The organism is Pyxidicoccus fallax, assembly GCF_012933655.1.
GTDB lineage: Bacteria > Myxococcota > Myxococcia > Myxococcales > Myxococcaceae > Myxococcus > Myxococcus fallax.
Genome location: NZ_JABBJJ010000190.1, coordinates 1 through 24,551, shown reverse-complemented (window position 1 = coordinate 24,551; position 24,551 = coordinate 1). Strand labels below are relative to the sequence as shown.

At 69.1% G+C, this 24,551-nt stretch carries 20 protein-coding genes; 11 read left to right on the top strand and 9 right to left on the bottom strand.

Annotated elements, in window-relative coordinates; genetic code table 11:
- The first annotated feature begins 406 nt into the window (after positions 1-406).
- On the top strand, positions 407-1,183 hold the full coding sequence (locus HG543_RS32390; RefSeq protein WP_169348785.1) for a DUF6209 family protein: 777 nt from the start codon (positions 407-409) through the stop codon (positions 1,181-1,183).
- A 90-nt stretch (positions 1,184-1,273) separates the two neighbouring features.
- Complete coding sequence (locus HG543_RS32385; protein WP_169348784.1) at positions 1,274-2,935, top strand: acyl-CoA dehydrogenase family protein; 1,662 nt, start codon at positions 1,274-1,276, stop codon at positions 2,933-2,935.
- Between the two features lie 5 nt (positions 2,936-2,940).
- On the opposite strand, the gene HG543_RS55705 is transcribed toward HG543_RS32385, so the two are convergent.
- Genes HG543_RS55705 through HG543_RS32365 form a run of 4 tightly spaced genes read right to left on the bottom strand, consistent with a single transcriptional unit; the run spans position 2,941 to position 6,887 of the window.
- A complete protein-coding gene (locus HG543_RS55705; protein ID WP_246357453.1) occupies positions 2,941-3,660 on the bottom strand; it encodes an SMI1/KNR4 family protein in 720 nt (239 codons plus the stop codon).
- 8 nt (positions 3,661-3,668) lie between these two features.
- Positions 3,669-4,814 carry a PAAR-like domain-containing protein gene (locus tag HG543_RS32375; RefSeq protein WP_169348783.1) on the bottom strand — a complete coding sequence of 382 codons (1,146 nt, stop codon included), beginning with the start codon at positions 4,812-4,814 and terminating at the stop codon, positions 3,669-3,671.
- A 16-nt stretch (positions 4,815-4,830) separates the two neighbouring features.
- The gene (locus HG543_RS32370) at positions 4,831-5,880 is read right to left on the bottom strand and encodes a hypothetical protein (protein ID WP_169348782.1); all 1,050 of its coding nucleotides are present in this window, start codon (positions 5,878-5,880) and stop codon (positions 4,831-4,833) included.
- Complete coding sequence (locus HG543_RS32365; protein WP_169348781.1) at positions 5,877-6,887, bottom strand: DUF2169 family type VI secretion system accessory protein; 1,011 nt, start codon at positions 6,885-6,887, stop codon at positions 5,877-5,879. Before HG543_RS32365 ends, HG543_RS32370 begins: the two co-directional genes overlap by 4 nt.
- Before the next feature lie 268 nt (positions 6,888-7,155).
- Between HG543_RS32365 and HG543_RS32360 the strand changes: the two genes are divergently transcribed.
- Positions 7,156-8,679, top strand: coding sequence for a phytoene desaturase family protein (locus HG543_RS32360; protein ID WP_169348780.1), 1,524 nt, complete (start codon positions 7,156-7,158; stop codon positions 8,677-8,679).
- Here the strand turns inward: HG543_RS32360 and HG543_RS32355 are convergent.
- Entirely contained in the window at positions 8,673-11,699 is a 3,027-nt protein-coding gene (locus tag HG543_RS32355) for an error-prone DNA polymerase (RefSeq protein ID WP_169348779.1), read from the bottom strand. The genes HG543_RS32360 and HG543_RS32355 overlap by 7 nt on opposite strands.
- A gap of 243 nt (positions 11,700-11,942) precedes the next feature.
- Here HG543_RS32355 and HG543_RS32350 point away from each other — a divergent pair, with 243 nt between their 5' ends.
- Positions 11,943-12,227, top strand: coding sequence for a hypothetical protein (locus HG543_RS32350; RefSeq protein ID WP_169348778.1), 285 nt, complete (start codon positions 11,943-11,945; stop codon positions 12,225-12,227).
- Between the two features lie 171 nt (positions 12,228-12,398).
- Positions 12,399-12,683 (top strand): hypothetical protein, encoded by a 285-nt coding sequence (locus HG543_RS32345; RefSeq protein ID WP_169348777.1) that lies wholly within the window; start codon positions 12,399-12,401, stop codon positions 12,681-12,683.
- A gap of 53 nt (positions 12,684-12,736) precedes the next feature.
- Here HG543_RS32345 and HG543_RS32340 read toward each other — a convergent pair whose 3' ends face one another.
- The 3 genes from HG543_RS32340 to HG543_RS32330 all read right to left on the bottom strand — a co-directional run bounded on the left by HG543_RS32340 (position 12,737) and on the right by HG543_RS32330 (position 15,715).
- On the bottom strand, positions 12,737-13,102 hold the full coding sequence (locus tag HG543_RS32340) for a response regulator (RefSeq protein ID WP_343073490.1): 366 nt from the start codon (positions 13,100-13,102) through the stop codon (positions 12,737-12,739).
- Complete coding sequence (locus HG543_RS32335) at positions 13,099-14,682, bottom strand: sensor histidine kinase (RefSeq protein ID WP_169348776.1); 1,584 nt, start codon at positions 14,680-14,682, stop codon at positions 13,099-13,101. Before HG543_RS32335 ends, HG543_RS32340 begins: the two co-directional genes overlap by 4 nt.
- Positions 14,683-14,998: 316 nt before the next feature.
- The gene (locus HG543_RS32330) at positions 14,999-15,715 is read right to left on the bottom strand and encodes an alpha/beta fold hydrolase (protein WP_169348775.1); all 717 of its coding nucleotides are present in this window, start codon (positions 15,713-15,715) and stop codon (positions 14,999-15,001) included.
- Positions 15,716-15,928: 213 nt separating this feature from the next.
- On the opposite strand from HG543_RS32330, the gene HG543_RS32325 reads away from it, so the two are divergent.
- Both HG543_RS32325 and HG543_RS32320 read left to right on the top strand, forming a co-directional pair.
- Complete coding sequence (locus tag HG543_RS32325) at positions 15,929-20,677, top strand: hypothetical protein (RefSeq protein WP_169348774.1); 4,749 nt, start codon at positions 15,929-15,931, stop codon at positions 20,675-20,677.
- 3 nt (positions 20,678-20,680) lie between these two features.
- Positions 20,681-21,019 carry a hypothetical protein gene (locus HG543_RS32320; RefSeq protein WP_169348773.1) on the top strand — a complete coding sequence of 113 codons (339 nt, stop codon included), beginning with the start codon at positions 20,681-20,683 and terminating at the stop codon, positions 21,017-21,019.
- A 45-nt stretch (positions 21,020-21,064) separates the two neighbouring features.
- Here the strand turns inward: HG543_RS32320 and HG543_RS32315 are convergent, their stop codons facing one another.
- Positions 21,065-21,892, bottom strand: coding sequence for an alpha/beta fold hydrolase (locus tag HG543_RS32315; RefSeq protein WP_169348772.1), 828 nt, complete (start codon positions 21,890-21,892; stop codon positions 21,065-21,067).
- 126 nt (positions 21,893-22,018) lie between these two features.
- Here HG543_RS32315 and HG543_RS32310 point away from each other — a divergent pair, with 126 nt between their 5' ends.
- The 4 genes from HG543_RS32310 to HG543_RS32295 all read left to right on the top strand — a co-directional run.
- Entirely contained in the window at positions 22,019-22,513 is a 495-nt protein-coding gene (locus tag HG543_RS32310) for an NfeD family protein (RefSeq protein ID WP_169348771.1), read from the top strand.
- A complete protein-coding gene (locus HG543_RS32305; protein ID WP_169348770.1) occupies positions 22,510-23,640 on the top strand; it encodes an SPFH domain-containing protein in 1,131 nt (376 codons plus the stop codon). Before HG543_RS32310 ends, HG543_RS32305 begins: the two co-directional genes overlap by 4 nt.
- 93 nt (positions 23,641-23,733) lie before the next feature.
- Positions 23,734-24,099, top strand: a complete 366-nt coding sequence (locus HG543_RS32300; RefSeq protein ID WP_169348769.1) for a hypothetical protein — start codon at positions 23,734-23,736, stop codon at positions 24,097-24,099.
- Positions 24,100-24,348: 249 nt separating this feature from the next.
- On the top strand, positions 24,349-24,551 hold a 203-nt coding region (locus tag HG543_RS32295), incomplete at its 3' end, for an ATP-binding cassette domain-containing protein (protein WP_169348768.1).

Sequence of the window (24,551 nt, the reverse complement as noted above, 5' to 3'; positions counted from 1 at the left end):
GACAGGGTGAGGTCCCCGTGAGGCCCGTGCGCGGGCGCGGCGGACTGGAGAGCACCGGGTTGGGGGACGACGGGGGTTGCACCGCGGGCGTCTCCACGGGGGTGACGCTGCGGTTCGAATCGTCGTCCGGCTGACCTGCGGCCGGGGGGGACGGCCTCCTGAACAGGGACATTCGGTGCTCGCTCGAGGGTGTTTACCCGAGCCTACCGCAGGGCTCCCGTCTGGACGAAGCACGGCGGTAACGGGTTGTGCGGGAGTTTCATCTCACTGCGTGCTTTCCATATTTGTCACTTTCGCCTTATGACGCGCGCCCCCCTTCGCCCCCCCGCGGAGGGGGCCTCGCGTGGCGCGTCCGTCCGAGCCCTCCGAGGTCGCGGTATCTCCCCCTCACCCTGGAGCCACATCCGTGAACCGACTCCTGTCCCTGTGCGCCCTGCCCCTGCTGCTCGTGGGCACCGTGGCCGCCGCGCAGACGGCCCCCGTCATCTCCTTCAACGCCAACTGGAGCCTCACCGAGTCCGCGCCGCTCGTCGCCGGCGGCTCGGCGCAGGTTGCCTACGACGCCACCCGTCTGCCGCAGTGCCGCACCTGGCTGGCGGACGGCACGCCGACCTGGAGCATCACCGGCCACTACCGCCTCAACAACGGCACCCCGGGCAGCTTCGACGTCGCCGGCCTGCCGTCCACCGGCGCCGCGCCCGTCATCCCCCTGCCCGAGGCGGGCTCACTGGAGGTGTGGTTCCGCGTGAGCGGCCCGGACTGCGAGCACTACGACTCGAACTACGGGACGAACTTCCGCTTCACCGTGCAGCCGGCCGGCACCGCGGTGCCCCCCACCATCGTCTTCCAGGAGGGCTGGGTGGAGTACGTCGTGGGCACGCCGAAGGCGGGCCAGCCGCTCGTCATCGACTACGACATCGACCGGCTCCCCGAGTGCCGGCTCCTCTACAACGGCGCTCCCACCTGGGACGTGGCGGTGCACTACCGCTTCGGCTCGGGAACTGTCACCACGACGAGCGTCACCACGGTCTCCGGCTTCTCCCGCCGGGGGGCGCCGGTGACGATTCAGGCTCCGACCTGGGCGCGCTCCGTGACGATGTGGTTCGAGAACTGGGACCGCGGCTACTGCCGCCGCTGGGACTCCCAGTTCGGCGCGAACTACACGTTCACCATCCAGCCGTAGGCCGCACCGTCTGGACCCGGGCACCGGTGCGGACGTCCGCGCCGGTGTCCAGTGGCGCCAGGAAGCGCGCGCCGGTGTTAATTTGGGCGCATGAGCTTCTTCCAGGACCCGCCGACACTCGGAAACCAGTACGACGACGACGCGCTCTTGCAGAGCTACCTGGCGCGGACCCTGCCGGAGGACCTCCGGCGCTCGCTGACCGACGAGTTCCGCGAGCTGGGTGACCTGGGCGGGAATCATTTCTACCAGTTCCAGCTCCGGGACCGGCTGAACGAGCCCGTGCTGACGCAGTGGGATGCGTGGGGACACCGCATCGACCAGATTGAAGTCTCGCCGCTGTGGAAGGAGGCCGAGGCCCTCTCCGCGCGGCGCGGACTGGTGGCCACCGCCTACGAGCAGAAGAGCGCGGAGCTCAGCCGCGTGCACCAGTTCGTCCTGAACTACCTCGTGCAGCCGTCGCTCGACGTGTACTCGTGCCCGCTGGCGATGACGGACGGCGCGGCCCGCTCGCTGCTGATGTTGGGGAACAAGACGCTCATCGACCGCGCCCTGCCCCACCTGACCTCGCGCGACCCGGCGACCTTCTGGACGTCCGGCCAGTGGATGACCGAGCGGACTGGCGGCTCGGATGTGGGCCTGACGCAGACGGCGGCGCGGCAGTCTCCCGAGGGGTGGCGGCTGTATGGGACGAAGTGGTTCACATCCGCGACGACGGCACAGATGGCGCTGACGCTGGCTCGGCCCGAGGGGAACGGTCCTGGGGGTAAGGGGCTGTCCATCTTCTACGTGGAGACCCGGGATGCGGCGGGGAAGCTCAATGGCATCCAGATCAACCGGCTGAAGGACAAGCTGGGGACGCGGAAGGTGCCCACGGCGGAGCTGACGCTGGATGGGACGCTGGCCATTCCGGTGGCGGGACTGACGGACGGCATCAAGAACATGGCGTGGATGCTGAACGTGACGCGCACGTGGAATGCCATGGGCTCGGCGTGGAGCATGCGCCGGGGACTGGCGCTGGCCCGTGACTACGCGCAGCGGCGGGTGCAGTTCGGGGCGAAGCTGGCGGAGAAGCCGCTCCACGTGGACACCTTGGCGGGCCTGGAGGCGGAGTTCCAGGCGGGGTTCCTCTTGGCCTTCCGCGCCGTAGAGTTGCTGGGGCGGATGGAGGCGAAGGTGGCCACGGAGCAGGAGCTGCTCCTGCAGCGGCTGGTGACGCCGCTGGCGAAGCTGACGACGGGGCGCCAGGCGGTGCACGTCACCTCGGAGGTCTCCGAGGCGTTCGGCGGCGCGGGGTACGTGGAGGACACGGGCGTGCCTCGGCTGCAGGCGGACTCGCAGGTGCTGTCCATCTGGGAGGGCACGACGAACGTGCTGTCGCTGGATGCCCTGCGCGCGCTGGCGAAGGAAGGCACGCTGGAGGCGTTCTTCCACGAGGTGGAGGGACGGCTTTCCCGCGTGAAGGATTCGAGCCTGCGGCCCTGTGTGGACGCGGCGAACAACGCGCTGGAGCACGCGCGGGCCTGGGTGACCGGGGCCATGCTGAATCCGACGGCGCTGGAGTCCGGGGCGCGGCGGTTCTCACTCACGCTGGGACGGACGCTGGAGCTGGCGCTGCTGAGCGACCATGCGCAGTGGTGCCTGGACAATGGGCACGGGCCGCGGACCAGGGCCGCGGCGCGGCGGTTCGCGCAGCAGGGCGTGGACCTCATCCAGGATGAGATGGACCTGGACGACGCGAGACACCTGCTCTGACCCGTCTACGCGGGCGAAGGCAGCCACTCCTTGACCTTGACCGTCAGGGAGGACTCCTTCGCCAGCTCGCCGAGAATCCGCCTCAGCGTTCCCTCGTCGTCGCCTCCTAGCGTGAAGGACAGGATGCCCTCTTCGAGCGGCGTGCTGTTGCAGTACATGGCCGCATCGGCCCGCTCATACAGCCCACAGAAGGTCCCGGTGGCAATGGGCGTCGTGAAGCCGAGGCTGCTCATCAGCGGAGCCAGCCGCGGGAGGATGGGATGCTCACCGCGGAAGATGCCCTTGCACCGCCGAGGGAGTCCTCCCACCCGGAACTTGAAGAACGCGTTCCACGCCAGCATTTCGCGGAGGGTCTCGAACCGGTAGTGGAGATCTCCCCCCATGGCATGCCGCCTCGCGACCGCCGCATCCCCCCGCGCCGGCAGGTCGAAGTCGTAGAAGAGGTGCAGGGGCATCAGCTCATCGGAGTCGTACCCGATGAGCAGGAATCGCGGATGGGGCTGGACGACCTCCTCGGCATAGCAGTTGAGGATGCCCTGGACCGAGAGGTCATGCTGTGGATAGGCCAGCGCCCCCATGCTCTGGCCCATGCGGCTCAGGAACCAGCGATAGAAGGGGGGAAGAGGTCGCCCGGCGAGCCGCTCCAGTTGTTCGATCTCGGAAGGCGTGGCGCCCTTCCACTCCCGCGCGAGCCCGGGGACGGTTCGCAGGAGCAGTTCTTCCATTTCTGGCTCTAGTGCTGACACGTATCCTCCTTGTCGACTCCGGGGCAGATCATCAGGGGAACGATGCGTTCACAGGTCCGGCAAGGCGGAACGGTCGACCCATGCGCGAACACCTCGGTCTTCACCTCCCCCGAGGCCGCATCGAAGTAGCGGATCTTCGCCGAGGTCGGCTTGCCCTTGCAGTGGTAGTACTGCTCCGTGAGCGCCCCAGGGAATGCCTTTTTATCCCGGGCGAACACGATGGCCTTCTGGGCCGCGCAGGCTCCAGGCGGATAGGCCGCCGGGAAGGTGCCCCCGCTCGCCATGCTCTCATCCGCCTTCTCCTCGGCGTCTCTCCAGGTCTCCGCCAACTTGTCTTCGCCGATGCGCTCCGCCAGGCGAGAACGAATCCGGGCGACCGAGGCGTTGTAGGCTTTGTACTCCGGGTCGGGTTGCCCCAGCGACAACGAGCCCTCGGGAGCGTTCCACCCGAGATTCGTGGCGACGTTCGTGAACTCGGTGAGGGTGACGCCCGAGTGGTCCGCATAGTTCTTCCCACACTTGCATTTGACGATGCCGACCATCGTCGCCAGATGCTTCTTCTTGGCCTTGACCACCTCGTCGAGCTTCGACGTCAAGGACGAGGCGTCGGTCCGCGTCTGCTCGCTTTCCTCCAGCGCTTTGTGCTGCTTCTCGCAGACGGGGCATTTGTCCTCTCCCGTGATGACCGTGACGAAGCCGGTCACCTGGAGGACGCCCATCATCGTCGCCGCGTTGGCCGGGCTTCCGCTCGGTCCGCAGTTGTTGAGCATGGGGTCGCCGAGCAGCTGGACGTTCTTCCCCTCGACCTTCGTGTCCATGGAACCGGGGCCCAGGAAGCTCGTGGGGCCTTCCACGTTGGCGGACACGATGCCGCCCCCCGTCCCCTTGCTGGCCACGTCACCCATGGAGCCGAAGGTGGCGCCCTTGATGGCGATCTTCTTCCCGTCGATGGTGACGGTCTTCGAGTACTTCTTCGGATCCGTCCCGCTCTTGCCGATGTTGGGCAGCGGCGTGGGAACGAACGGCGCCGGAGGCCCGGGCATCTTGCACACGTTGGGCAGCGTCGCCGCGGCGATGCCGCTGCTGCCCTCGGTCACCGGCGTCTTCGGCGCATTCACTGAGACCTTCGGCATGGCTGCTCTCTCCTCCTCATGCTTCCCGCGGTGTCCGCAGGAGCATGGCTCCCCGCAGCCCGCCATCCGAACCCGCCAGCACCAGGGCCCGTGGACCTCGCGCATAGCCCCGGGTGAAGGCCTGGACCGCCAGGACGCCCCCGAGCACTCCCGACGCGGCGCCCACGTCTCCCCAGCAGTCGCTCGGAGCCCTGTACCGGGTGGACTTCCAGACCGAGGGCGTCCGCAGCGCGACGAACCCCCACTCCTCACTGCGGTAGCGCTCGCCATTGATGTCCGTATACAGCTCGTCCACCCCCTCCCGAGGAAGGCTGAGCCCCTCGACGGCGCCCTCCACGGCCTGTGTCATCCCGACGCCGAACGAGCCCGAGCTGCTATCGCGCAACAGGCGCTCCTGGGCGGTGTGCACGCCCTGCACGACCGCCAGACGGGGCAGCCCCAGGCGACGACGCAGCCCCGGACTCATCAGCACGAGGCAGCCAGCACCCTCCCCCGGTGTGAAGCCTCCCCGGATTCCCGGCAGCGCGAACCGGCGGCACTTCTCCAGCCAGAGGAACGTCTTCGCGTGGTGGTAGCTGTCGGCGCCCACCACCAGGCACACCGAATCCCGACCTTCGGAGCACTCCCGCACGGCCTGCTCGACCGCCTGGATTCCCCCGGCATGGCCGCGGCCGGCGACGTCCACGCGCAACTGCGCCGCCCTTCCTCGCAGGCGCGCCTCCAGGGTGCTGGCAAGCCAGGCCGCGTCCTCCTCGGAGAACCCTGGCCTGGGCTCCGGAAGCGCGAGCCACAGTCGAAGCCGGCTCCTCTGGAGCACCTCGGGTCCCAGCTTGGCCTCGACCTCCTCCAGGACGCTCTGGAGCAGGGGCCAGAGCCGGTCCCGCCCCTCCACCTTCGGGTCGAGCAGCCCGTCCGAGGCCACCACCACCGGCTCGCCCCGGGCATCGGTGAACGGGTACTCGGCGTAGCGTGAGAGGCCCGCGCGCACGGCCGCGGCGCTGTTCTCCGCAGTGTATCCCAAGGGCGTTCGTGCGCCGACCGCCACCACCTCGACTTCGGACTTCATGCCGTGCCCTTCCGTTCGACGATCTCCGTCACGTCGAGATAGTCCGCCTCTGGAGCGGGAACATGCAGCGCGCCCTGCCACACCAGGCAGAGGCGCCTCTCGTCGGGCTCCACCAGGACCGTGGTCAGGTGCGCGCCATGCTGTTCGCGCCGCCGGCCGATGTGCGTGGTGAGGCCGAGCGAGATGCGTGGAAGCTCGAAGCGGAGGACGCCGTCGGGCGTCAGGTTCACCAGCTCGATACGCTCTCCGCCTTCCAGGGGCTTTCCGGTTCGCTGGTCCGTGGGGGCGCTCATGGCGAAGGCGGGGTCGAAGTCGTCCGGAAGGAGCGGCTTCTTCGTGCGCTCCCACCGGGCGTCATACGTCCCCGCGAGCTTGCGCCTCGGCAGCCAGGCTGGATCGATGGGACCGAAGCCCGCCGGTCCCCTCTCCGCCGGCTCCCCGCCTGGATACTCGACAGTGTGAGCGGGCTTTCCCACGACGTGGGCACCGCGCGTCGCGAAGCCACGACCCATCGGGTTCCGCTCGTCGATACGATGATTCCGGGGATCGGGGTCGGAGACATCGCTGCCGCCGAACGCCTGCTCGTAACGAATCGGCGCATGGGTGAAAGGCCGCGCCCGGCTCACCGTCGTGCCGAGCAACCCCCGCACGTAGGTGCGCTCCCCGTGAACAACCAGCACCTTGTGAAGGTGCCCGAGCCGGAGCGAGACCGGCACCGTCTCGGCCGGCTTGCCTCGAGGTGCATGGGCCCATGCGTGGACCAGCACGTCCGTCCCGGGCTTCGCCGCCAGGAGGTCCGAGTCGTACCGCAAGCTCGACTGACCGGGCTCACCGAAGTACTCCGGCATCAGCACGGGAGGTGGCTGCTCGTCGGCGAGCGTGAGCCGGCCTTCGGGGCCGAACTCGAACGTCGCCTTGACGGCGACGAGCCACCAATGCGCTCCGTCCTTGTCGCGCGTCCAATTGCGTTCCGCGGCATAGGCCGTGCGGTTCTTGAGTGCCCACATGCGTCAGCTCGAAGCCGGCCCGCCTGCAGCCGGGTGAGTCCCCCTCGAAGGCCTGTTCCACAGACCTCGTCGTCCTACGAACGATAGGCCAACGACGTGCCCTACTCCATGGCACTCCGAGTCAGGCAGCCTTCCACTGTCTGCACCATGGACGGCGACTGTCCACGCTGGTGACAGCGTCACGCTCAAGCCCGTGGTTTCACTGAGCAGGGAGCCGTGGCACCCGGGTTGCTGAAGCGCCTCGCGGTCAGGACGCGAGGAGAGCCACATGTTCGATGTCGCGGTCGTGGGCGCTGGAATGGCGGGCATGGCAACCGCCGCACGTCTCCAAGCTCGGGGACTGAGCACGCTGGTGCTCGAAGCCCACGGGCAGCCCGGGGGCTGCGCCGGCTTCTTCCGCCAGCGCGGGTTCCACTTCGACGTGGGCGCCACCACCCTCGTGGACTTCGAGCCCGGTGGCGTCGGGGGAGAGCTCCTCGACTCCATGGGGTTGATGCCACTGGAGGCGGAGTGCCTGCCAGGCTACCAGGCATGGCTGCCAGATGGGACCGTCACGCTGCATCGAGACCTGGAGCGCTGGCGGGAGGAGCGGCTCCTCAAGCTCGGCAGCACCCCGGCGCATCTGAGCTTCTGGCGCCTGCTCGACCGGCTCGCCGAGGTGTTCTGGAGCGCGAGCCGCGCCGGCATCAAGCTCCCCTTCCAGCGGCCCTCGGACCTCTTCCATGCGGTGCACTGCATTCCGCTCACGGACCTACCGCTCGCGCGCTACCTGACCTGGACGATGGGTGATGCGCTCCGTGCCCACGGGCTTCGTGAGGACGCGCCGCTGTGCGGGCTCCTGGCCATGCTCATCGAGGACACGGTGCACGCCACGCTCGACACGGCTCCGCTCATCAACGCGGCTCTGGGCGTCACCATCCGTGGCGCGGGCCTGATGCGTGCCAGGGGCGGGATGGCCGGCTTCTGGCGGCGCTTCGTCGAACGCTACCGACAGCTCGGCGGCGTGCTGCGCGTGGGGTGCGCCGTCACGGACATCTCCGGTGAGGAAGGCGCCTTCGTCCTCCACACCCGCCGGGGCCGATTCTCCGCCGCCCAGGTGGTCAGCGCCCTTCCCATCCAGCTCACCGCCCGGATGGCACCACTGCCTGTCGCTCAAGCACTGAGCCCATTCCTCCAGCGCGACGCCGACTCCCTGGGCGGCGCCATCGTCGTCTTCCTCGGTGTTCCCGAGGACGAAGTCGTGGGACAGGAGTTCACGCATCATCAACTGCTCCAGAGCTACGACGCGCCTCTCGGGGACGGAAACAACATGTTCATCTCCGTGTCCACCCCTGGCGACACCGAAAGCGCTCCTCCCGGCTTTCGCGCGGTGATGATCTCCACCCACTGCGAGCTCGCGCACTGGCAGGGCCTCACCTCGGCGGAATACGCGTTCCGCAAGCGCGAAGCGGAGGAGCGGCTCATCTCCCTGGCCCGACGTGTGTACCCTTCTCTCGGACACCGTGCGGTCGTGCGCGAGACGGGCACTCCGCTGACGTATCAGCGCTATGTCCACCGACCTCTCGGCACCGTCGGTGGCGTGCGACAGCACCTCGGAAACAGCAATCAACACGCGGTTCCGCAGGACATCGGCGTGCCCGGGTTCTGGCTCGCCGGTGACTCGACATGGCCCGGGCTCGGGACGGTGGCCTGTGTCCTGGGCAGCCGCATCGTCGCCGAGGGCGTCCTCAAGCGTGCTCCTCGGGTCGTGCCCTCACTGCCCACGGGCGTCACTCCCGCGGCGAATTACTGACTCAGCGAGCTGACGAGCTTCGTCTTCACGTTCGTCACCTTCCCCGAGCGCTCCAGCACGCCCTGCCCCACGATGAACAGGGCACCGTGAATCTCCTTCCGGCACCGCTCATACACATCCGGCGGCACGATGAGGTTCGCGATGCCCGTCTCGTCCTCCAGCGAGATGAAGCAGATGCCCTTCGCCGTCGGAGGCCGCTGCCGGCAAATCAGCATCCCTCCCACCGTCACCGGCCGCCCCGAGCGCACCTGCTTCAACCCCTCCGCCGTCACCGCGCCCAGCTTCTTCAGCGTCGGCCGCAGCAGCTCCAGCGGGTGCTTCTCCAGCGACAGCCCCACCGTGTCGTAGTCCGCCACCACCCGCTCGAACACGCTCATCGACGGCAGCTCCACCTCCGTGCCGTCCATCGACATCCCGAAGAACAAGTCATCCGAGTCCAGCGGCCCCAGCGCCTGTATCTCCCACAGCGCCTTGCGCCGCGAGCCACACAGCCCCGCCAGCGCTCCCGCCAGCGCCAGCCGCGTCAGCTCGTGTCTCGGAATCCGTGACCGTCTCGCCAAATCGCCCACGTCCCGGAAGCCCTGCCCTTCCCTCCTTGCCGCCTCCACCCTGCGCCCCGCGGTCTCTCCCAGCCCCTTCACCATCCGCAGCCCCAGCCGCAGCGCCTTCCCGCCGTCCTCCAGCGTGCAGTCCCATCCCGAGTACCGCACGTCCACCGGCCGCGCCTCCACCCCGTGCCGCTGCGCGTCCGCCACCAGCGTGTGCGGCGCGTAGAACCCCATCGGCTGCGAGTTCAGCAGCGCCGCCGTGAACGCCGCCGGGTAGTGGCACTTCAGCCAGCTCGACGCATACGCAATCAACGCGAAGCTCGCCGAGTGGCTCTCCGGAAAGCCGTAGTGCGCGAAGCCCCGGAAGTTGTCGAACCACTCCTCCGCCTGCCCTCGCGCGTAGCCCCTCGCGATGCAGCCCTCCACGAAGCGGCCCCGGTACTGCAACAGCATCGACTCCGCCCGCTTGTGGCTCAGCACCCGCCGCAGCCCGTCCGCCTCCCCCGCCGTGAAGCCCGCCGCCGCCATGGCCAGCTTCATCGCCTGCTCCTGGAAGAGCGGCACCCCCAGCGTCTTCCCCAGAATCTCCTTCACCGCCTCGCTCGGGTACTCCACCTTCTCCAGGCCGTGCCGCCTGCGCAGGAACGGATGCACCATGTTCCCCACAATCGGCCCCGGGCGGATGAGCGCAATCTCCACCACCAGGTCGTAGAACGTCCTCGGCCGCAGCCTCGGCAGCATGTTCATCTGCGCGCGGCTCTCGATTTGAAACACCCCCACCGAGTCCGCCTCGCACAGCATGTCGTAGACCTTCGGGTCCTCCGCCGGAATCGTCGCGAGGCACAGCTCCCGCCCGTGGTGCTCGCGAATCAACGCGAAGCACTTCGACAGCGCCGTCAGCATCCCCAGCGCCAGCAGGTCCACCTTCAGCAGGCCAATCGAGTTGATGTCATCCTTCTCCCACTGGATGACCGTGCGGCCCGGCATCGCCGCGTTCTCCACCGGCACCAGCTCCGTCAGCGGCTCGCGCGTAATCACGAAGCCGCCCACGTGGATGGACAGGTGCCTCGGAAAGCCCTCCAGCTCCATCGCCAGGGACAGCGTCTTCTGCACCCGCCCGTCGAAGGCGGACAGCCCCGCCTCCAGCAGCACCTCCGGCGTCACCTGGAAGCCATTCGCCGCCGACACCTTCGACAGCTTGTCCACCTGGTCCAACGACAGCCCCAGCGCCTTGCCCGTCTCCCGCAGCGACAGCCGGCCCCGGTAGCAGATGACCTCGCACACCATGCCCGCTCGGTGCCGCCCGTGCTTCTCGTAGACGTACTGGAGCACCTCCTCGCGCCGCTCGTGCTCGAAGTCCACGTCGATGTCCGGCGGCTCCTTGCGCTCCATGCTCAGGAAGCGCTCGAACAACAGCCCCATCCGCACCGGGTCGATGGCCGTGATTCGCAGCGCGTAGCACACCGCCGAGTTCGCCGCGCTCCCTCGCCCCTGGCAGAGAATCCCCCGCTCCCTCGCGAACTTCACGATGTCCCACAGCGCCAGGAAGTACCCCGCGAAGTCCAGCGCGGCGATCAGCTTCAATTCATGCTCAATCTGCCGCACCACCTCCGGCGGCACGCCTCCCGGATAGCGGAACGCGAGCCCCTCGTACGTCAGCGCCCTCAGGTGCTGATCCGCCGTGCGCCCCTCGGGGAGGTCCTCCTCGGGGAAGCGGTAGTGCAAGTCGTCCAGCGAGGCACGGCACCGCGACGCCAGCTCCACCGCCCGCTCCAGCGCCTCCGGACGGTCCGCGAACAGGCGCCCCATCTCGTGCGGCCCCTTCAGCGTCCGCTCCGCGTTGGGCATCAGCCGCGTCCCCGCCTTGTCCACCGTCGTCCCGTGGCGGATGGACACCAGCACGTCCTGCAGCGGCTGCCGCCGGCGGTGGTGCGTGTGCACGTCGTTGTGCGCCACCAGCGGCACGCCCAGCTCCCGCGCCAGCCGCACCGCCTGCGCCTCGCGGGCCACGTCCCCCGCTGACAGCGTCCGGCACAGCCCCACGTGGAAGCGGTCCGGGAAGGCCTCCGCCAGTGACGCCACCCGCTCCACCGGCGCCGGCTCCGGCAGCAGCGCCAGCAGCCCCGCGGACCGGTCCGCCAGCGCCCGCCACGGCAGCCCCGCCTCTCCCTTCGGGTGCGTCATCCGGCTCTGCGACACCAGCCCACACAGATTCGCATAGCCCACGGCGTCCGCCGCGTAGACGATCACCGGCGGGGCGTCCTCCAGCGTCAGCTCGGCCCCGAGGATGAGCTTCAGGCCGTGCTCCTTCGCCGCCAGGTGCGCCTTCACCACCCCGTACAGCCCGTCCGCGTCCGTCAGCGCCAGCGCGCGCAGCCCCAGCCGCGCGGCCGTCGCCACGAGCTCCTCCGGATGGGAGGCCCCGCGCAGGAACGAGAAGTTGGAGCGACAGACCAGCTCGGCGTAGTCCACGACCCCCCAACATACTGAGCGGCCGTTCAGGCGCTAGGTTGGATCCGCACTCGACGGGCAGGGTGACTTGATGGGTTGAGGTAATCCGGACAGCCCACGGTCCGTCCGCCCGCGTCAATACCTCTCATGACAAATGTCTGTCCATGCTGGAAACAAAAAACACAGGCATGCATGGATTTCCTCTTCCCTTGTCAGACTGAATCCCTGACCATGGCGTGGCAGTCCCCACCCGCTGGAGGATTCATGCACAAGCTGATGAGGTCCCTGCTGTCCGCCACCGCGTTCCTCTCCCTCGTCCCCACGGCAGCGCTGGCCCTCCCGCCTCAGTGCGATGACGCCTGTAGCTACGAGAGCAGTTGCGACGAGACCTGTGCCATGGGCCGCTACATCACCACCTGCGGCGACTACGGCATCTGCGGCGGCTTCCTCGCCGAGCCCTCCGACGAGCAGGCCTCGCTGACGCAGAACGAGGCCGCGCAGGTCTGCAGCGAGGAGCAGGCGCAGCCGGAGCCCTCCGCGGAGAGCTGAGCCACCGCGTCACCCGTGGGGCCCGGGCTTCGGACCCCGGCCCTACACCCGAGCACGACGCGCGGCAATGCCGGCCGTGGCAACCCGCGCTTCGCGGAAAAAGCCCTCTTTGCTTGCAAAGAATAACCAATTACCATTCCGTTGCATTTGATGCTCAACGGAGGATTATTCATGCGCAAGACGATGAAATCCCTGCTGTCCGCCGCCGCGTTGCTCGCCCTGGCTCCCACGGCGGCGTTGGCGCTCCCGCCGCAGTGCGACGAGGCCTGTGGCTTCGACGCCGACTGCGGTCAGATCTGTGCCGCGGGCAGGTATCTCACCAACTGCGGAGAATACGGCATCTGCGGCGGCTTCCTCGCCGAGCCCTCCGCTGAGCAAGCCTCGCTGACGCAGGACGAGGCCGCGCAGGTGTGCAGCGAGGAGCAGCAGCACTCCGAGCCCTCCGCCGAGAGCTGATCCGCGTCACCCGTGGGGTCCGGGTTGCGAGTTCCGGCCCCACACGGGCGCGCCTAGCAATGCTGCTCGATGGCGGAGACGAGCTCTTCAATCCGGGGCGGCTTGCGGATGAAGGTCGCCGCGTTGAGCTTCTCGGCATTGGTCTGCACGTCCCGGTACGCGGACACAACGACCACCGGAATCCGGGAGAGCACCGGGTCCTGCAGCTGTGCCTCCCGGAAGGCGTGCCCATCCATGATGGGCATCATCAAGTCCAACAGGATGAGGCACGGCAGCGAGTCCGTGCTCCGGAGGTAGGCCAGCGCCCGCTCCCCATTGACCGCGCCCACGGCGTCACAGCCGTTCTCCTCCAGAATCTCCAGGAGCGCCTCGCGAATCTCCGCGTCGTCCTCCACCACCATCACCTTGTGCCGGTTCACCGGGCCACCTCCGCCTCGGCGGATGCATCCGGGCCCGCCCCCTTCCGCGGACTCCGCGGCAGGGTGACGATGAACCGCGCCCCCTGAGGCTTCACCGCCTCGATGGAGATGGTGCCGCCGTGGCCCTCGACAATCTGCCGCGACACGTACAGTCCCAGCCCCATCCCGCCGTAGTGGCGCATCGAGGCCGCGCGCTCGAAGCGGGCGAAGATCCGCTCCCACTCGGACTCGGGGATGCCCGGGCCCTGGTCGGAGACCGTGAGGACGGCGTGGTCCCCTTCCGCCCTCACCGCCAGCTCCACGGGCGTGCCCGCCGCGTACCTGAGCGCGTTGGACAGCAGGTTGGTGACCACCTGCTCCAGCCGGAGCCGGTCCCACTCGCCCGTGACGTTCTCCTCCAGCCGCAGGGTGAGCTCGCAGCCATCCCTGGAGGCCTGCTCGCGGAAGCGCTCCACGACCTCCTCCACCGTCCTGCCCAGGTCGCACGTCTCCAGGGTCAGGGAGAACCGGCCCGTGGCGATGCGCGATACATCCAGCAGCGCCTCCACCAGCTGCGTCAGCCGCTCTCCTCCCCGGAACGCCCGCTCCGCCTTGTTGCGCAGCTTCGGCTCCAGGTCCTTGGCCCCGTGCAGCAGGCTCTGGAGCTGGAGCTGGATGGCGCTCAGCGGCGTCTTCAGCTCGTGGGAGGCAATGGAGAGGAACTCGTCACGGAGGCGGACGGCCTCCTGGGCCTGGGCGAGCCGGAGCCGCTCCTCTTCCGCCTTGCGCCGCTCCGTCAGGTCGCGGGTGACCTTCGCGAAGCCGATGTGCCGGCCCTCGCTGTCCCGCACCGGCTGGATGACGACGTTCGCCCAGAAGCGCGTGCCGTCCTTGCGAACGCGCCAGCCCTCCTCCTCGAACCGTCCCTCCGCCAGGGCGACCTCGAGCTCCCATGCGCACTTGCCGCTGGTGGCCTCCTCGGGCGGATAGAAGCGCGAGAAGTGCTGGCCGATGATTTCCTCGGGTGCGTAGCCCTTGATGCGGGCGGCGCCCGCGTTCCAGCTGGCCACGTGCCCCCGCGGGTCCAGCATGAAGATGGCGTATTCCTTCACGCTCTGGACGAGCAGCCGGAAGCGCAGCTCGCTCTGGCGCAGGGCCTCCTCCGCCTCGCGCCGCGCCGTCAGGTCCCGGGTGACCTTGCTGAACCCCTGGAGCTTCCCGTCCTTGTCCCTCAGCGCGGTGATGACGACGTCCGCCCAGAAGCGCGTGCCGTCCTTGCGAACGCGCCAGCCCTCGTCCTCGACGCGCCCCTCCTGGGCCGCGGTGGAGAAGAGCCTCGCGGGCCTCCCGGCGGCCTGGTCCTCGGGCGTGTAGAACATGGAGATGTGGCGGCCGATGGCCTCCCGCGGGGTGTAGCCCTTGATGGCCTCCGCGCCCGCGTTCCAGGTCCGGATGTGCCCCTCGGCATCCACGAGGAAGATGGCGTAGTCCTTCACGCCCTGGATGATGAGCCCGTAGCGTTCTTCGCCCTCTTCGTGCGCGTCCTCCTGCTTGGACTCGCTCTCGGGCGATGGCTGGACGGGCTGACGAGCGGTGCTCAAGGTGGTCTCCAGCTGTTGGAACTCAAAAGGCCAGGGAAGCAGCCTACGGAATAGCCGGCCCATCCCCTCGGTCAACCCGAGGGCGGCCGAGCAATTGTTCATTCGTACACTTGCCTTTTGCCGAAGAGCGGTAGATCGCCGAAGGCGCCCGGACTCCGAGTCACAGCCGAGGGAAACCGCCCGCTCGACGTGAGCGCCCGCAAAAAGGCAGGACGTGCTTGCAACCCAAACCACGCTGGCGGGGGATAATCATTCCTTCGCGGCCGCGCATCGGTGGGGCGCTCCCCCGTCCTCCTGCCCGCTCCGCCGCCGAGCCTCAGTCCTGGCCCGCGGTGACGAGCCCCCGCCCCAGGGCCTTCGGGTCGGAGAACATCAGCTCGTGGCCGCCGGGAATCACCACGAGGCGGAAGTCGCCGAGCCGCTTCGACATGCCCGGGTGCCAGGTGAACTCGGCCGCGGGGAACACGTTGTCGCCGTAGGCATACAGATAGGAGCGGGGCACTGGCAGCGTGTCGAACCCCGTGAGGTCCAGCGGCTCCGCGCTCCGCGCCAGCGGCTCGGGAGACAGGAGCGCATACGCCGCGACGGCCGTGGCGTGGTCCGCGTCGTTCATGAGGTGGTCGCGGAAGAACGCGAATGGCAGCGTCAGCGTCCCGTCCGGTGACGCGAGCGCCTGGAAGGCCCCCGCCACCGACTCGGGGACGTACGAGAACACGGACCTGCCATGCTCAATCACATACGCGTTGTAGAACACCAGCCGCTTGAGCCGTCCCGGCACCCCTGGCGCGGCGAGCTGCACCACCGCGCCACCGAAGCTGTGGCCCACGAGGATGACGTCGCGCAGGTCCCGCTCCTCGATGAAGTCGGTCACCGCGCGCGCCGTCTCGCTCATCGTGACGGCGGGGTTCGCCCGCTCGCCGTTGCCCGGCAGGGTCAGCGCGTGCGTCTCGTGCCCCTGGGTCTCCAGGAAGTCGCGGACCGCGCCCCAGCACCGCGCGTCATGCCAGGAACCATGAACGAGGACGAAGCGCATCGGGTCTCCTTGTCGGGTGGAGCCCGAGGCTACGTGTGGCTCCCACCACTGACCAGAACCCAACCTCCTCGTTGCGGCCTGGCTATACGGGTTCAATGACGCTGTCGTCCTTCACCTGCCTTGCGTGGCGAAGGCCGTTCCATCCCTGATATGCAGGGCGTCCGTCCGTCGTTCATCGACAGCATCGCGAAGTCAGCGTCAGGGGGACGCACCATGGGTGGGCCACAATCCGTCAGCAGCGGTTCTGGGACCTCTGGAGCGAGCGCGGCACTCGAGGCAGCGCGTCGCGCGGAGGAGGCTCGCCAGCGGGCCGAAGCCGCTCGCCGTGCCGCGGAAGCCGCTCGCAAGGCCGCGGAGGAGGCCCGCCGTGCCGCGGAAGCCGCTCGCAAGGCCGCGGAGGACGCGCGCAAGCAACAGGCCGCGGCCCAGAAGGCGACCGCCAACGCGCAGAAGGCCACCCAGCAGCCGGGGCTGACGCCCGAGGCCGCGAAGAAGGCGAAGGTCGACCACGAGGCGGCCCTGAAGGCCGAGAAGCAGGCCACCGCCAACGTCGCCGCCGCGGAGAAGAAGCTCCAGGCCGCCGAGGAGAAGGTCGCCCTCACCGCCAAGAAGGCCGAGGGCGAGATGCAGCGGGCGAACACGCTCGCGACGCAGGAGAAGAAGACTCCGCCCTTCACCCAGAAGGACATCGACGGCGTCAAGCCCAAGGCCAACGAGCTTGTCTCGGCCTTCGACGGCAGCAACCGCAGGGCGCAGCTGGAGAAGCTGCTGGGCACGGCGGCCCCGCCACAGCTGCAGTCCGCGCAGGACGCGAAGCAGACCCAGAAGGCCGTCCAGGACGGACCGAAGCCCCCCGCCGCGCTCGATGCGGTGGACTCGCGCGACGTCGAGGCCGCCCGCAAGGTGGCGGACGGGAAGACGTTCACGGACCCGTCCTCGGGCACGAAGTACCAGGTGAAGAAGAACGCCCTCACCGGCGAGACGGTGCTGTCCGACAAGGCCTCCGGCAGCACGGTGACCATCAAGCCGGATGGCTCGTTCACGTCCACGGTCGCCAAGACGGACGAGACGAAGGCCGGCACGCGCAGCACCACCTGGACGAAGACGTCGGACGCCCAGGGCCGGACGACGGGCCTGCAGTCCCAGCAGACGCACACCACGCGCACGCCCGAGACGGGCGCCACGACGACCACCACGACGACGCGGTATGACCCGCGCAAGTCGACGCCGGTGCCGCAGTCGCGCACGGAGCAGGTGCGGATGGAGCGGCCGCCCGCGTCGCTCGCGCAGCGTCCCGGCGTCCCGCAGGGCCCGGTGTCCGTGACGACGGACACCCAGTTCAACGCGCAGGGCCTCCCCACGAACCAGGTGAAGCGCACCGAGGTGCGCACCCCGGGCTTCAACGCGGACGCGGTGAAGTCCTTCGAGGACGGCACCCACCGGGCCTTCGACAGCGCGTCGAAGGGCGAGGACCACTACGACACCAACAACGCGCCCACGAGCCTCAAGGCCGGCGAGTCCAGCCTGACCATCACCGAGGAGACGCGCTTCAACGCCAAGGGCGAGCCGGCCGTCTCCTCGCAGCGCACGGAGTCCGTGGCCCTCAAGCCGCTCGCGGCGGACCCCAACGGCAACGGCGTGCAGGTGGTGCGCAACCAGCAGCAGGTCAACCGCGGCCCGGTGGGCGCGACGTCCACCGACTCGCTGCCGTCCATCTCCGCCAGGACGCCCGGCACCGTGACGAGCAACACCACGGTGACGGGCTATGACCCGGATGGCTCGCGGTTCGACGAGGGCTACGCCAACCGCACGCAGACGGTGTCCCGGGCCTCGGGCACGGTGGACGCCAACGGGCAGCTCCAGCTGAAGCACGAGCCCACCGAGGTGAAGAGCCTCCAGGAGGCCGACGACAACCGCTGGACGTATGACCACGTCAGCCTCGAGGTGGGCTCGGACGGCAAGCCCGTCGCGGGGCAGAAGCCGAAGGAGATCGACAGCGAGCGGCAGCTGCCCTGGTACGAGGACGCCGCGGACTTCGTCTCCTCGGGCATCCAGGACCTGGCGAACCTCGCGGGCGACGTCTTCTCCGACGCGCTGAGCTTCGCCAAGGACGTGGTGCTCGCGCCCATCGACGCCGCCATCGACCTGGCCACCGCTCCCATCGAGAAGGAGCTGGCGGACGAAATCAAGAAGCTCAACAGCGCGGGCGACACGCTCACGCTGAGCGGCAACCTGGACGTGAAGGTCGGCCTCAAGGCGGGCATCGCGGGCGAGGCCGAAATCGAGCGCACCGCGGACGGCAAGTACCAGCTGTCCGCCGAAGTCACGGCGGACTTCGGCGTGGGCCTCGTGGGCTCGGCCTCCGTGTCCGCGGGTGGCCGCATGGAGTTCAAGTTCGACTCGCCCGAGGACGCCGCGAAGGCGGCCGTCATCATGGGCAAGGGGCCCGCCGCGCTCGCCTCGGGCGGCGAGGACCACAAGTTCCTGTTGGACCACCTGTCCGCGATGGAGGTGAACGTCGGCGCGGGCGTGGAGGCGGGCCTCGGCGCGAAGTTCGGCCCGGGCGGCGCGGAGCTGTCCGCGAGCCTGGAGGCCACCACCGGTTACCGCGTGGAGTTCGACAAGGGCAAGCCGACGCACCTGGTGCGCACCACCGAAATCGAGGGCTCCGGCGCGGCCAGCCTCGCCACCGGCCTGAAGGGCAAGCTCGGCTTCGGCGTGGGCGGTGACGTCTCGGGCTCGGTGAGCATCGAGACCAGCATCCCGCTCGATGCGAGCAAGGTGGACGCGAAGGACATGCTGGCCTTCATGGCCAGCCCGACGAGCGCCGTGTTCGCCGGGCCCGCCGAGACGAGCATCAGCGTCGAGGGCTCCGTCGACGCCGGCAACCACGGCGCCTTCTTCACCGCGGAGATTGCCGGGCTGAGCGGCAACGAGGTGCAGTCCATCGCCGGGAAGCTGATGGACGGCAAGTTCGAGAACGCCTTCGACGACGTGAAGGTCGACGCGAAGGTGACGACGGGCACGTTCAAGGACCGCGAGCTCGGAATGGGCGCGAAGCTCGGCGTGGTCGACTTCGACATCAACGCGCGCCACCGCGACGTGACGGCCGAGGGCGGCAGCGGCAACGGAGGCATGACGGTCAGCCTCGGCCGCGGCCGGCGCGGCGGCGGCACCAGCGGGACGTCGGGCGGTAGCAGCTCCTCCGGGGGGACGTCGTCCTCCGGCGGCACGTCGTCGACGAATGGCACGCCCTCGACCAACGGCACGCCCTCGAACACGACGTCGAACCGCCCGCCTCCTCCCACGAACTTCCGGGTGAACCCGGCCACGGGCCAGCTGGTCCCCGTGCCTTCGTCGGAGACGGGACGCACGCAGGGGCCTCAGCGGAACGAGACGACTCCGGGCACTCCGTCCTCCGGGCGCCCCGTGCCGGTGGTGACGAACCCGGACCTGCCGGGCCGCACCACCCACGTGCGCTACGACAACGGGCGCGTGCGCATCGAGGCGGGCCCCCAGGCCACGCCGCAGGACATCCAGGCGCACATGGAGACGGCCCGCATCCTCCAGCGGTACGAGGGGGCCATCGGCAAGGTCCGCCAGCTCGTCGACAAGGTGAAGCAGGTCATCACCGGCATGCCGGGCTACGGCACCCAGGGCTTCGAGTCCCGCCTGGAGGTGCAGAAGCTCAACGGCATCCTCCGCGGCCTCGAGGTCGCCCAGCAGCAGCTCCAGACGGGCATCGCCGGAGCCACGGGCCGCTCGACACCGGCCACCGCCGCGCAGCAGGCGGAGCTGGAGCGGCTGGTCTCCAGCGTGGAGCAGCAGCTGCGCACCCACGAGACGCAGGTCGGCTCGCTCGCGTCGGGGCGCGGCTACGTGGCCATGGAGGATGACACCTCCGTCCAGGGCACCTCGGCGCCCCGGACCCAGGCCGAGCGGCGCGCGGACGCGAAGGCCCGCGTCGAGAGCTTCTTCGCGGACCCGAGGAACACGAGCCAGGTCCACAAGAACGTGGACCCCAAGGCCTTCACGAACGAGGCGTTCCTGGAGCGCTTCGCGTCCTTCTCCCCGGGCGAGCAGGAGCTGGCGCTGGATGCCCTCAAGACGCGCCGGCCCTACACGCCCGACCAGCTCCTGGGCTCCATGCAGGAGACGCGGACGCGGCTGAGCAACGCCGCCACGCTCATGGACCCCACCGACGCGCAGTACCGCGAGCAGGCGGGAAGCGACTCCGTCGGGCAGGCGCGCAAGGACGTCCTCGCGGACTTCCGCGAGGTGAAGGGCAAGCCGGGGCGCTACCAGACGTTCGTCCTGGACTCGAACCTGCGCACCAACCAGAACCAGGTCACCTCCATCCGCGAGAACATCCGCGCCTTCAACCCGGACTCCATCATCGTCGTGGAGCGCGGCGGCGCCTTCATGGGTGACGTGGTGACGCATGGCGACCCGTCGCTGGCCGACCGGATGACGCGCATCCCGAAGACCAAGGGCGAGCAGCCGTACGACCGCATCGAGGCGGAGCTGGAGCGCCGCATCGCCAACGGCGAGACGCGTTTCTCCTTCATGGACGCGTACATGGGCGGCGGCTTCGCCAACGGCCTGCAGAAGGTCCTGAGCGAGGTGAGCGAACGCCACCCGGAGGTGAAGTTCCAGGTCGCATGGATGCGCGAGGAGCTGGGCATCGAGCGGGAGGAGGTCGCCTCCATCGACAGCGGAGACGGGCGCCCCACGCTGCGGCTGCCGAGCTCCGGGCTGCCGGGCTCGGGCAACATCCAGCACATGGAGTTCAACGTCCCCTTCGTGATTGGAGACGACGCACCCCAGCTTCAGAGGACGGAGCCGCCCGCCGAGTCGATCAAGATCTTCGACCGCGAGGGCAACGTGAAGATCATCAAGCCCCGGGAGGGAGAGTCCACACGCGACCTCATCATCCGGGTGCTCAATGGAGAGGACAGCTAGGCCATGGCGCTCGCATGCCGTGAATACGTGACGCCCCACCGCGCGGGCACCAAGAAGGACGACTACGAGCGGCTCCTGGCCATCAAGGACGCGCTCGGCCCCATCATGGCGCGCAGCAAGAGCCTGCGCTTCAAGGCGAAGGCCCTGTACCAGGTGAAGGACCTGGAGAATGAGCTGCTCAACCCCAAGGCCATCCTCGCGGCCTCCGGTGGCGTGCTGCCCGTCATCTGGCTCAACGTCACCTGGCAGCCCGGGGACCTGCCCGCGGAGGACCTGCGCCCGCTGGAGCAGCAGTTCAACCTGAAGCTGCTGGGCGAGTTCGTGGACGAGAACGCCGTCTGACGCGCGCGGGCGGGGGCCGTTTGTCCACGGGTCTCCGCCCCACCCTCACACCGCCTGGAGCTGCTCCGAGGACACCTCGTCCAGGAACGCGGAGATGGCCGCGTTCACCGCCTCCGGCTGCTCCAGGTTGCTCATGTGGCCCCCGTGGGGCAGCCGCACCAGCCGCGAGCCGGCGATGCGCTCGTGCAGCTTGTCCGCCATCTCCGGCAGCGTCACCGCGTCCTCCTCACCCACGAGGATGAGCGCCGGAGTGACGATGCGGTGCAGCTCGCCCTCCACGCTGCGGCGGTTGATGACGCCGTCCATCGCGCGCCACACCGCCCGCGGGTTGCTGGCGAGCTGGCGGCGCAGCGCCTCCCGCTCCGCCCGCCGGCTGGGGTCGTTCATGAACGTGGGCCCGAAGTAGATGCGCATGATGCGGTCCACCACCGGCCACAGCCCCAGCCAGTGCGTCACCGCCGCGAGGAGGCGGTAACGCGGCAGGTTGCTCGGCAGCTCCGCGCTGGCGGACGTGTCCAGCAGCACCAGCGAGCGCAACAGCTCCGGGTGACGCGCCGCCACGCGCAGTCCCACGAAGCCGCCCATGGACAGCCCCACGAAGTGGCACGGCGCCAGCTTCAGCGCCTGGATGAAGGCCACCGCGTCCTCGTACACCGTTCGTAAGTCGATGGGCTTGCCGTCCTCGGGCGCCTCGCTGCGGCCCTGCCCCCGGTGGTCATAGCTGATGCACCGGTAGCGCCCCTTCAGTGCCTCCACCTGTCGTGAGAACAGGTGCGAGTCCCACAAGAGCCCGTGGCTGAAGACGATGGGCTCCCCCGAGCCTCCAGAGTCCTCGTAGTAGAGCTGCGCGCCACGAATGGACAGGAACGGCATGGATATCCAGGATAGGCAGGTGGTACGGAGCCGAAACCCCCGGCTCCAATACGATTGTTTCCCCCTGTGCTCCCGGCTCGCCTGCCCGGTTTGACAGGACGGCGAGGCGGCTGCCAAACAGGGGACATGGACCTCACCCCCACAGCTTGGCAGCTCTGGATGGTCGCGGCGCTCGTCTTCGGGGGGCTGGAGATGAAGCTCTCCGGCTTCGTGACGCTCTGGTTCGCCGTGGGGGCGCTGGTCTCCTCGCTCGCCGCCGCGCTGGGGCTGGGGATCGACTTCCAGCTGTTCCTGTTCACCGCCGTGTCCGCCACCCTGTTCGGTGCATCCCGGACGATCTTCAAAAGCGTTTTCATGCGGACCGCCTCGCATTTGAAGACAGGCGTCGAAGCCATGCTGGGGCAAGAGGCGGTGGTGGTGGAGGCCATCCACGAGACGCACGGGGGCACCGTGCGCATCAACGGCGAGCTGTGGACGGCGCGCTCGCTGGCGGAGGGCGGCGTCCCCGAGGGTGAGCGCGTCACCGTGGAGCAGGTGGAAGGATTGAAGCTGTGGGTGCGCCGCCCTTCGGCGTCGTTGTCGACTCCCGCTCGGGAGCTGAAGAAGGAGAGGGCCTCGTGACCTTCGTGACCGTACTCTTCCTCGTCGCCGCGGTGGTGGTGGGCTTCGCGCTCGTCACCGGCATCCGCATCGTCCCCCAGGCCAAGGTCATGGTGGTGGAGCGGCTGGGCCGGTTCCACAGCGTGGCCACCAGCGGCCTCAACATCCTCATTCCGTTCCTCGACAGCCCGCGCCCCATCGAGATGCGCGTGGGCAACCGCTACCTGCGCAGCAACATGGTGGACATGCGCGAGCAGGTCATGGGCTTCGACACCGTGCAGGTCATCACCCATGACAACGTCAACATGGAGGTCGGCTCGGTCATCTACTACCAGATCGTCGACCCCGCGAAGGCGCTGTACCAGGTGGAGAACCTGGCGCTGGCGATTGAACAGCTCACCATGACGAACCTGCGCAACATCATGGGCGGGCTGACGCTGGACCAGACGCTCACCAGCCGCGAGACGGTCAACGCCAAGCTGCGCATGGTGCTGGACGAGGCCACCGAGAAGTGGGGCGTGAAGGTGACGCGCGTGGAGCTGCGCGAAATCGAGCCGCCCCAGGCCATCAAGTCCGCCATGGCCAAGCAGATGACCGCCGAGCGCGAGCGCCGCGCCGAGGTGACGAAGGCCGAGGGCGACAAGGCCGCCGCCATCCTCCAGGCCGAGGGCGAGAAGATTTCGCGCATCCTCCGCGCCGAGGCCGAGCGCGACGCGGAGGTTGCCCGCGCCGAGGGCCGCAAGCGCGCCGTCATGCTGGAGGCCGAGGGCAAGGCCGAGGCCACCCGGCTGCTCTTCGAGGCCGTGCACCAGGGCCGCGCCACCCCCGAGGTGCTCGCGCTGCGCTACATGGAGACGCTGCAGGAGCTGGGCAAGGGCGACAACAAGATGTTCATTCCCTACGAGGCCACCGCCGCCCTGGGCGCCGTGTCCGCCATCAAGGACGTGTTCAACGCCGAGTTGGGCTCGGCGAAGCAGCGCCCCGCCCCGGCCGCTCCGGCCGCACGGTCCCAGGCGCCTTCCGCCGCCGCGCTGAGCGCCCAGGCCATCTCCCGCGCTCCCGCCGCCCCGGAGCCGGCCACGCTGACGGGCGTGCCCGCCGGCCCCGCGCGCCGCCCCCGGCCGTCCGCCGAGCCGCAGGAGGACTGACGGCGGCCCCTGACTCCTGGCCCGGCGCGGGAACCTTTTCCGCGCCGGGGTGTCCTTGAGGCCGGACACCGCAGACATCAACCAGGAGTCACCATGCAGGACGCATTCATCGCCGGTGGGTGGGGCATGTATCCCACGTTGCTGGCCGGGCTCGCCCTCATCGCCACCTGTCTCCGGTACGCGCGCCGCCCCGAGTCACGCTACGTGCCGCTGATGCTCTCGCTCGGCATCTTCACCCTGCTGGCCGGCGCGCTCGGCTTCGCCACGGGCATCCTCTCCATGCTGCGCTACTACACGAGCACGCCCTTCGAGCACGGCACCAACCTCCTCTACGCGGGCTTCTACGAGTCGCTGCACAACGTGGCGCTCGCGCTGCTGCTGTCCACGTTGGGCGCGCTGCTGGCCTCCGTGGGAGCCTGGCGCCTGTCGCACCGGACCACGGTCGCCTCGGCGGCCTGAGCCCGCTTCCCTGTCAGGAAGTCCGCGCGCGCGCCGTCCAGCCGAGCCACCAGGCGGGCCGGGGTTGCATTCCGGCCCGGGTCTGGACATAGATTGCGCTGTTCGTATCCCCAGGAGGGCCTGGCAACCCCTCCCAACGAGAGGTCCGACACCGTTGAGGCTCGGCAACTGAATCCCCAGGTCGTTTGGTTTCTCCCGCGCTGAGCCGCCTTCCGGCGGGCTCGCGCCCTGGATTCAGGAGCTCGCCGTATGCCTTCCGTTCGCGCGCATCGCGTGTCGTTTGCCTATTCCGACGCCGTTCCCGTCCTCTCCGAAGTCGACTTCCACCTGCCCGCCGGCTGGACGGGCCTCGTCGGTGCCAATGGCGCCGGCAAGTCCACCCTCCTGCGCCTGCTGTCCGGCGAGCTGACGCCCACGGAGGGGCACCTCCAGTTCGACCCGCCCTCCCCCAC

Bases quoted from the DNA above. Each gene is read 5' to 3' on its own strand.
- HG543_RS32385 (WP_169348784.1), top strand. From the start codon at position 1,274: ATGAGCTTCTTCCAGGACCCGCCGACACTCGGAAACCAGTACGACGAC.
- HG543_RS55705 (WP_246357453.1), bottom strand. From the start codon at position 3,660: ATGGAAGAACTGCTCCTGCGAACCGTCCCCGGGCTCGCGCGGGAGTGG.
- HG543_RS32375 (WP_169348783.1), bottom strand. From the start codon at position 4,814: ATGCCGAAGGTCTCAGTGAATGCGCCGAAGACGCCGGTGACCGAGGGC.
- HG543_RS32370 (WP_169348782.1), bottom strand. From the start codon at position 5,880: ATGAAGTCCGAAGTCGAGGTGGTGGCGGTCGGCGCACGAACGCCCTTG.
- HG543_RS32365 (WP_169348781.1), bottom strand. From the start codon at position 6,887: ATGTGGGCACTCAAGAACCGCACGGCCTATGCCGCGGAACGCAATTGG.
- HG543_RS32360 (WP_169348780.1), top strand. From the start codon at position 7,156: ATGTTCGATGTCGCGGTCGTGGGCGCTGGAATGGCGGGCATGGCAACC.
- HG543_RS32350 (WP_169348778.1), top strand. From the start codon at position 11,943: ATGCACAAGCTGATGAGGTCCCTGCTGTCCGCCACCGCGTTCCTCTCC.
- HG543_RS32345 (WP_169348777.1), top strand. From the start codon at position 12,399: ATGCGCAAGACGATGAAATCCCTGCTGTCCGCCGCCGCGTTGCTCGCC.
- HG543_RS32330 (WP_169348775.1), bottom strand. From the start codon at position 15,715: ATGCGCTTCGTCCTCGTTCATGGTTCCTGGCATGACGCGCGGTGCTGG.
- HG543_RS32325 (WP_169348774.1), top strand. From the start codon at position 15,929: ATGGGTGGGCCACAATCCGTCAGCAGCGGTTCTGGGACCTCTGGAGCG.
- HG543_RS32320 (WP_169348773.1), top strand. From the start codon at position 20,681: ATGGCGCTCGCATGCCGTGAATACGTGACGCCCCACCGCGCGGGCACC.
- HG543_RS32315 (WP_169348772.1), bottom strand. From the start codon at position 21,892: ATGCCGTTCCTGTCCATTCGTGGCGCGCAGCTCTACTACGAGGACTCT.
- HG543_RS32310 (WP_169348771.1), top strand. From the start codon at position 22,019: ATGGACCTCACCCCCACAGCTTGGCAGCTCTGGATGGTCGCGGCGCTC.
- HG543_RS32300 (WP_169348769.1), top strand. From the start codon at position 23,734: ATGCAGGACGCATTCATCGCCGGTGGGTGGGGCATGTATCCCACGTTG.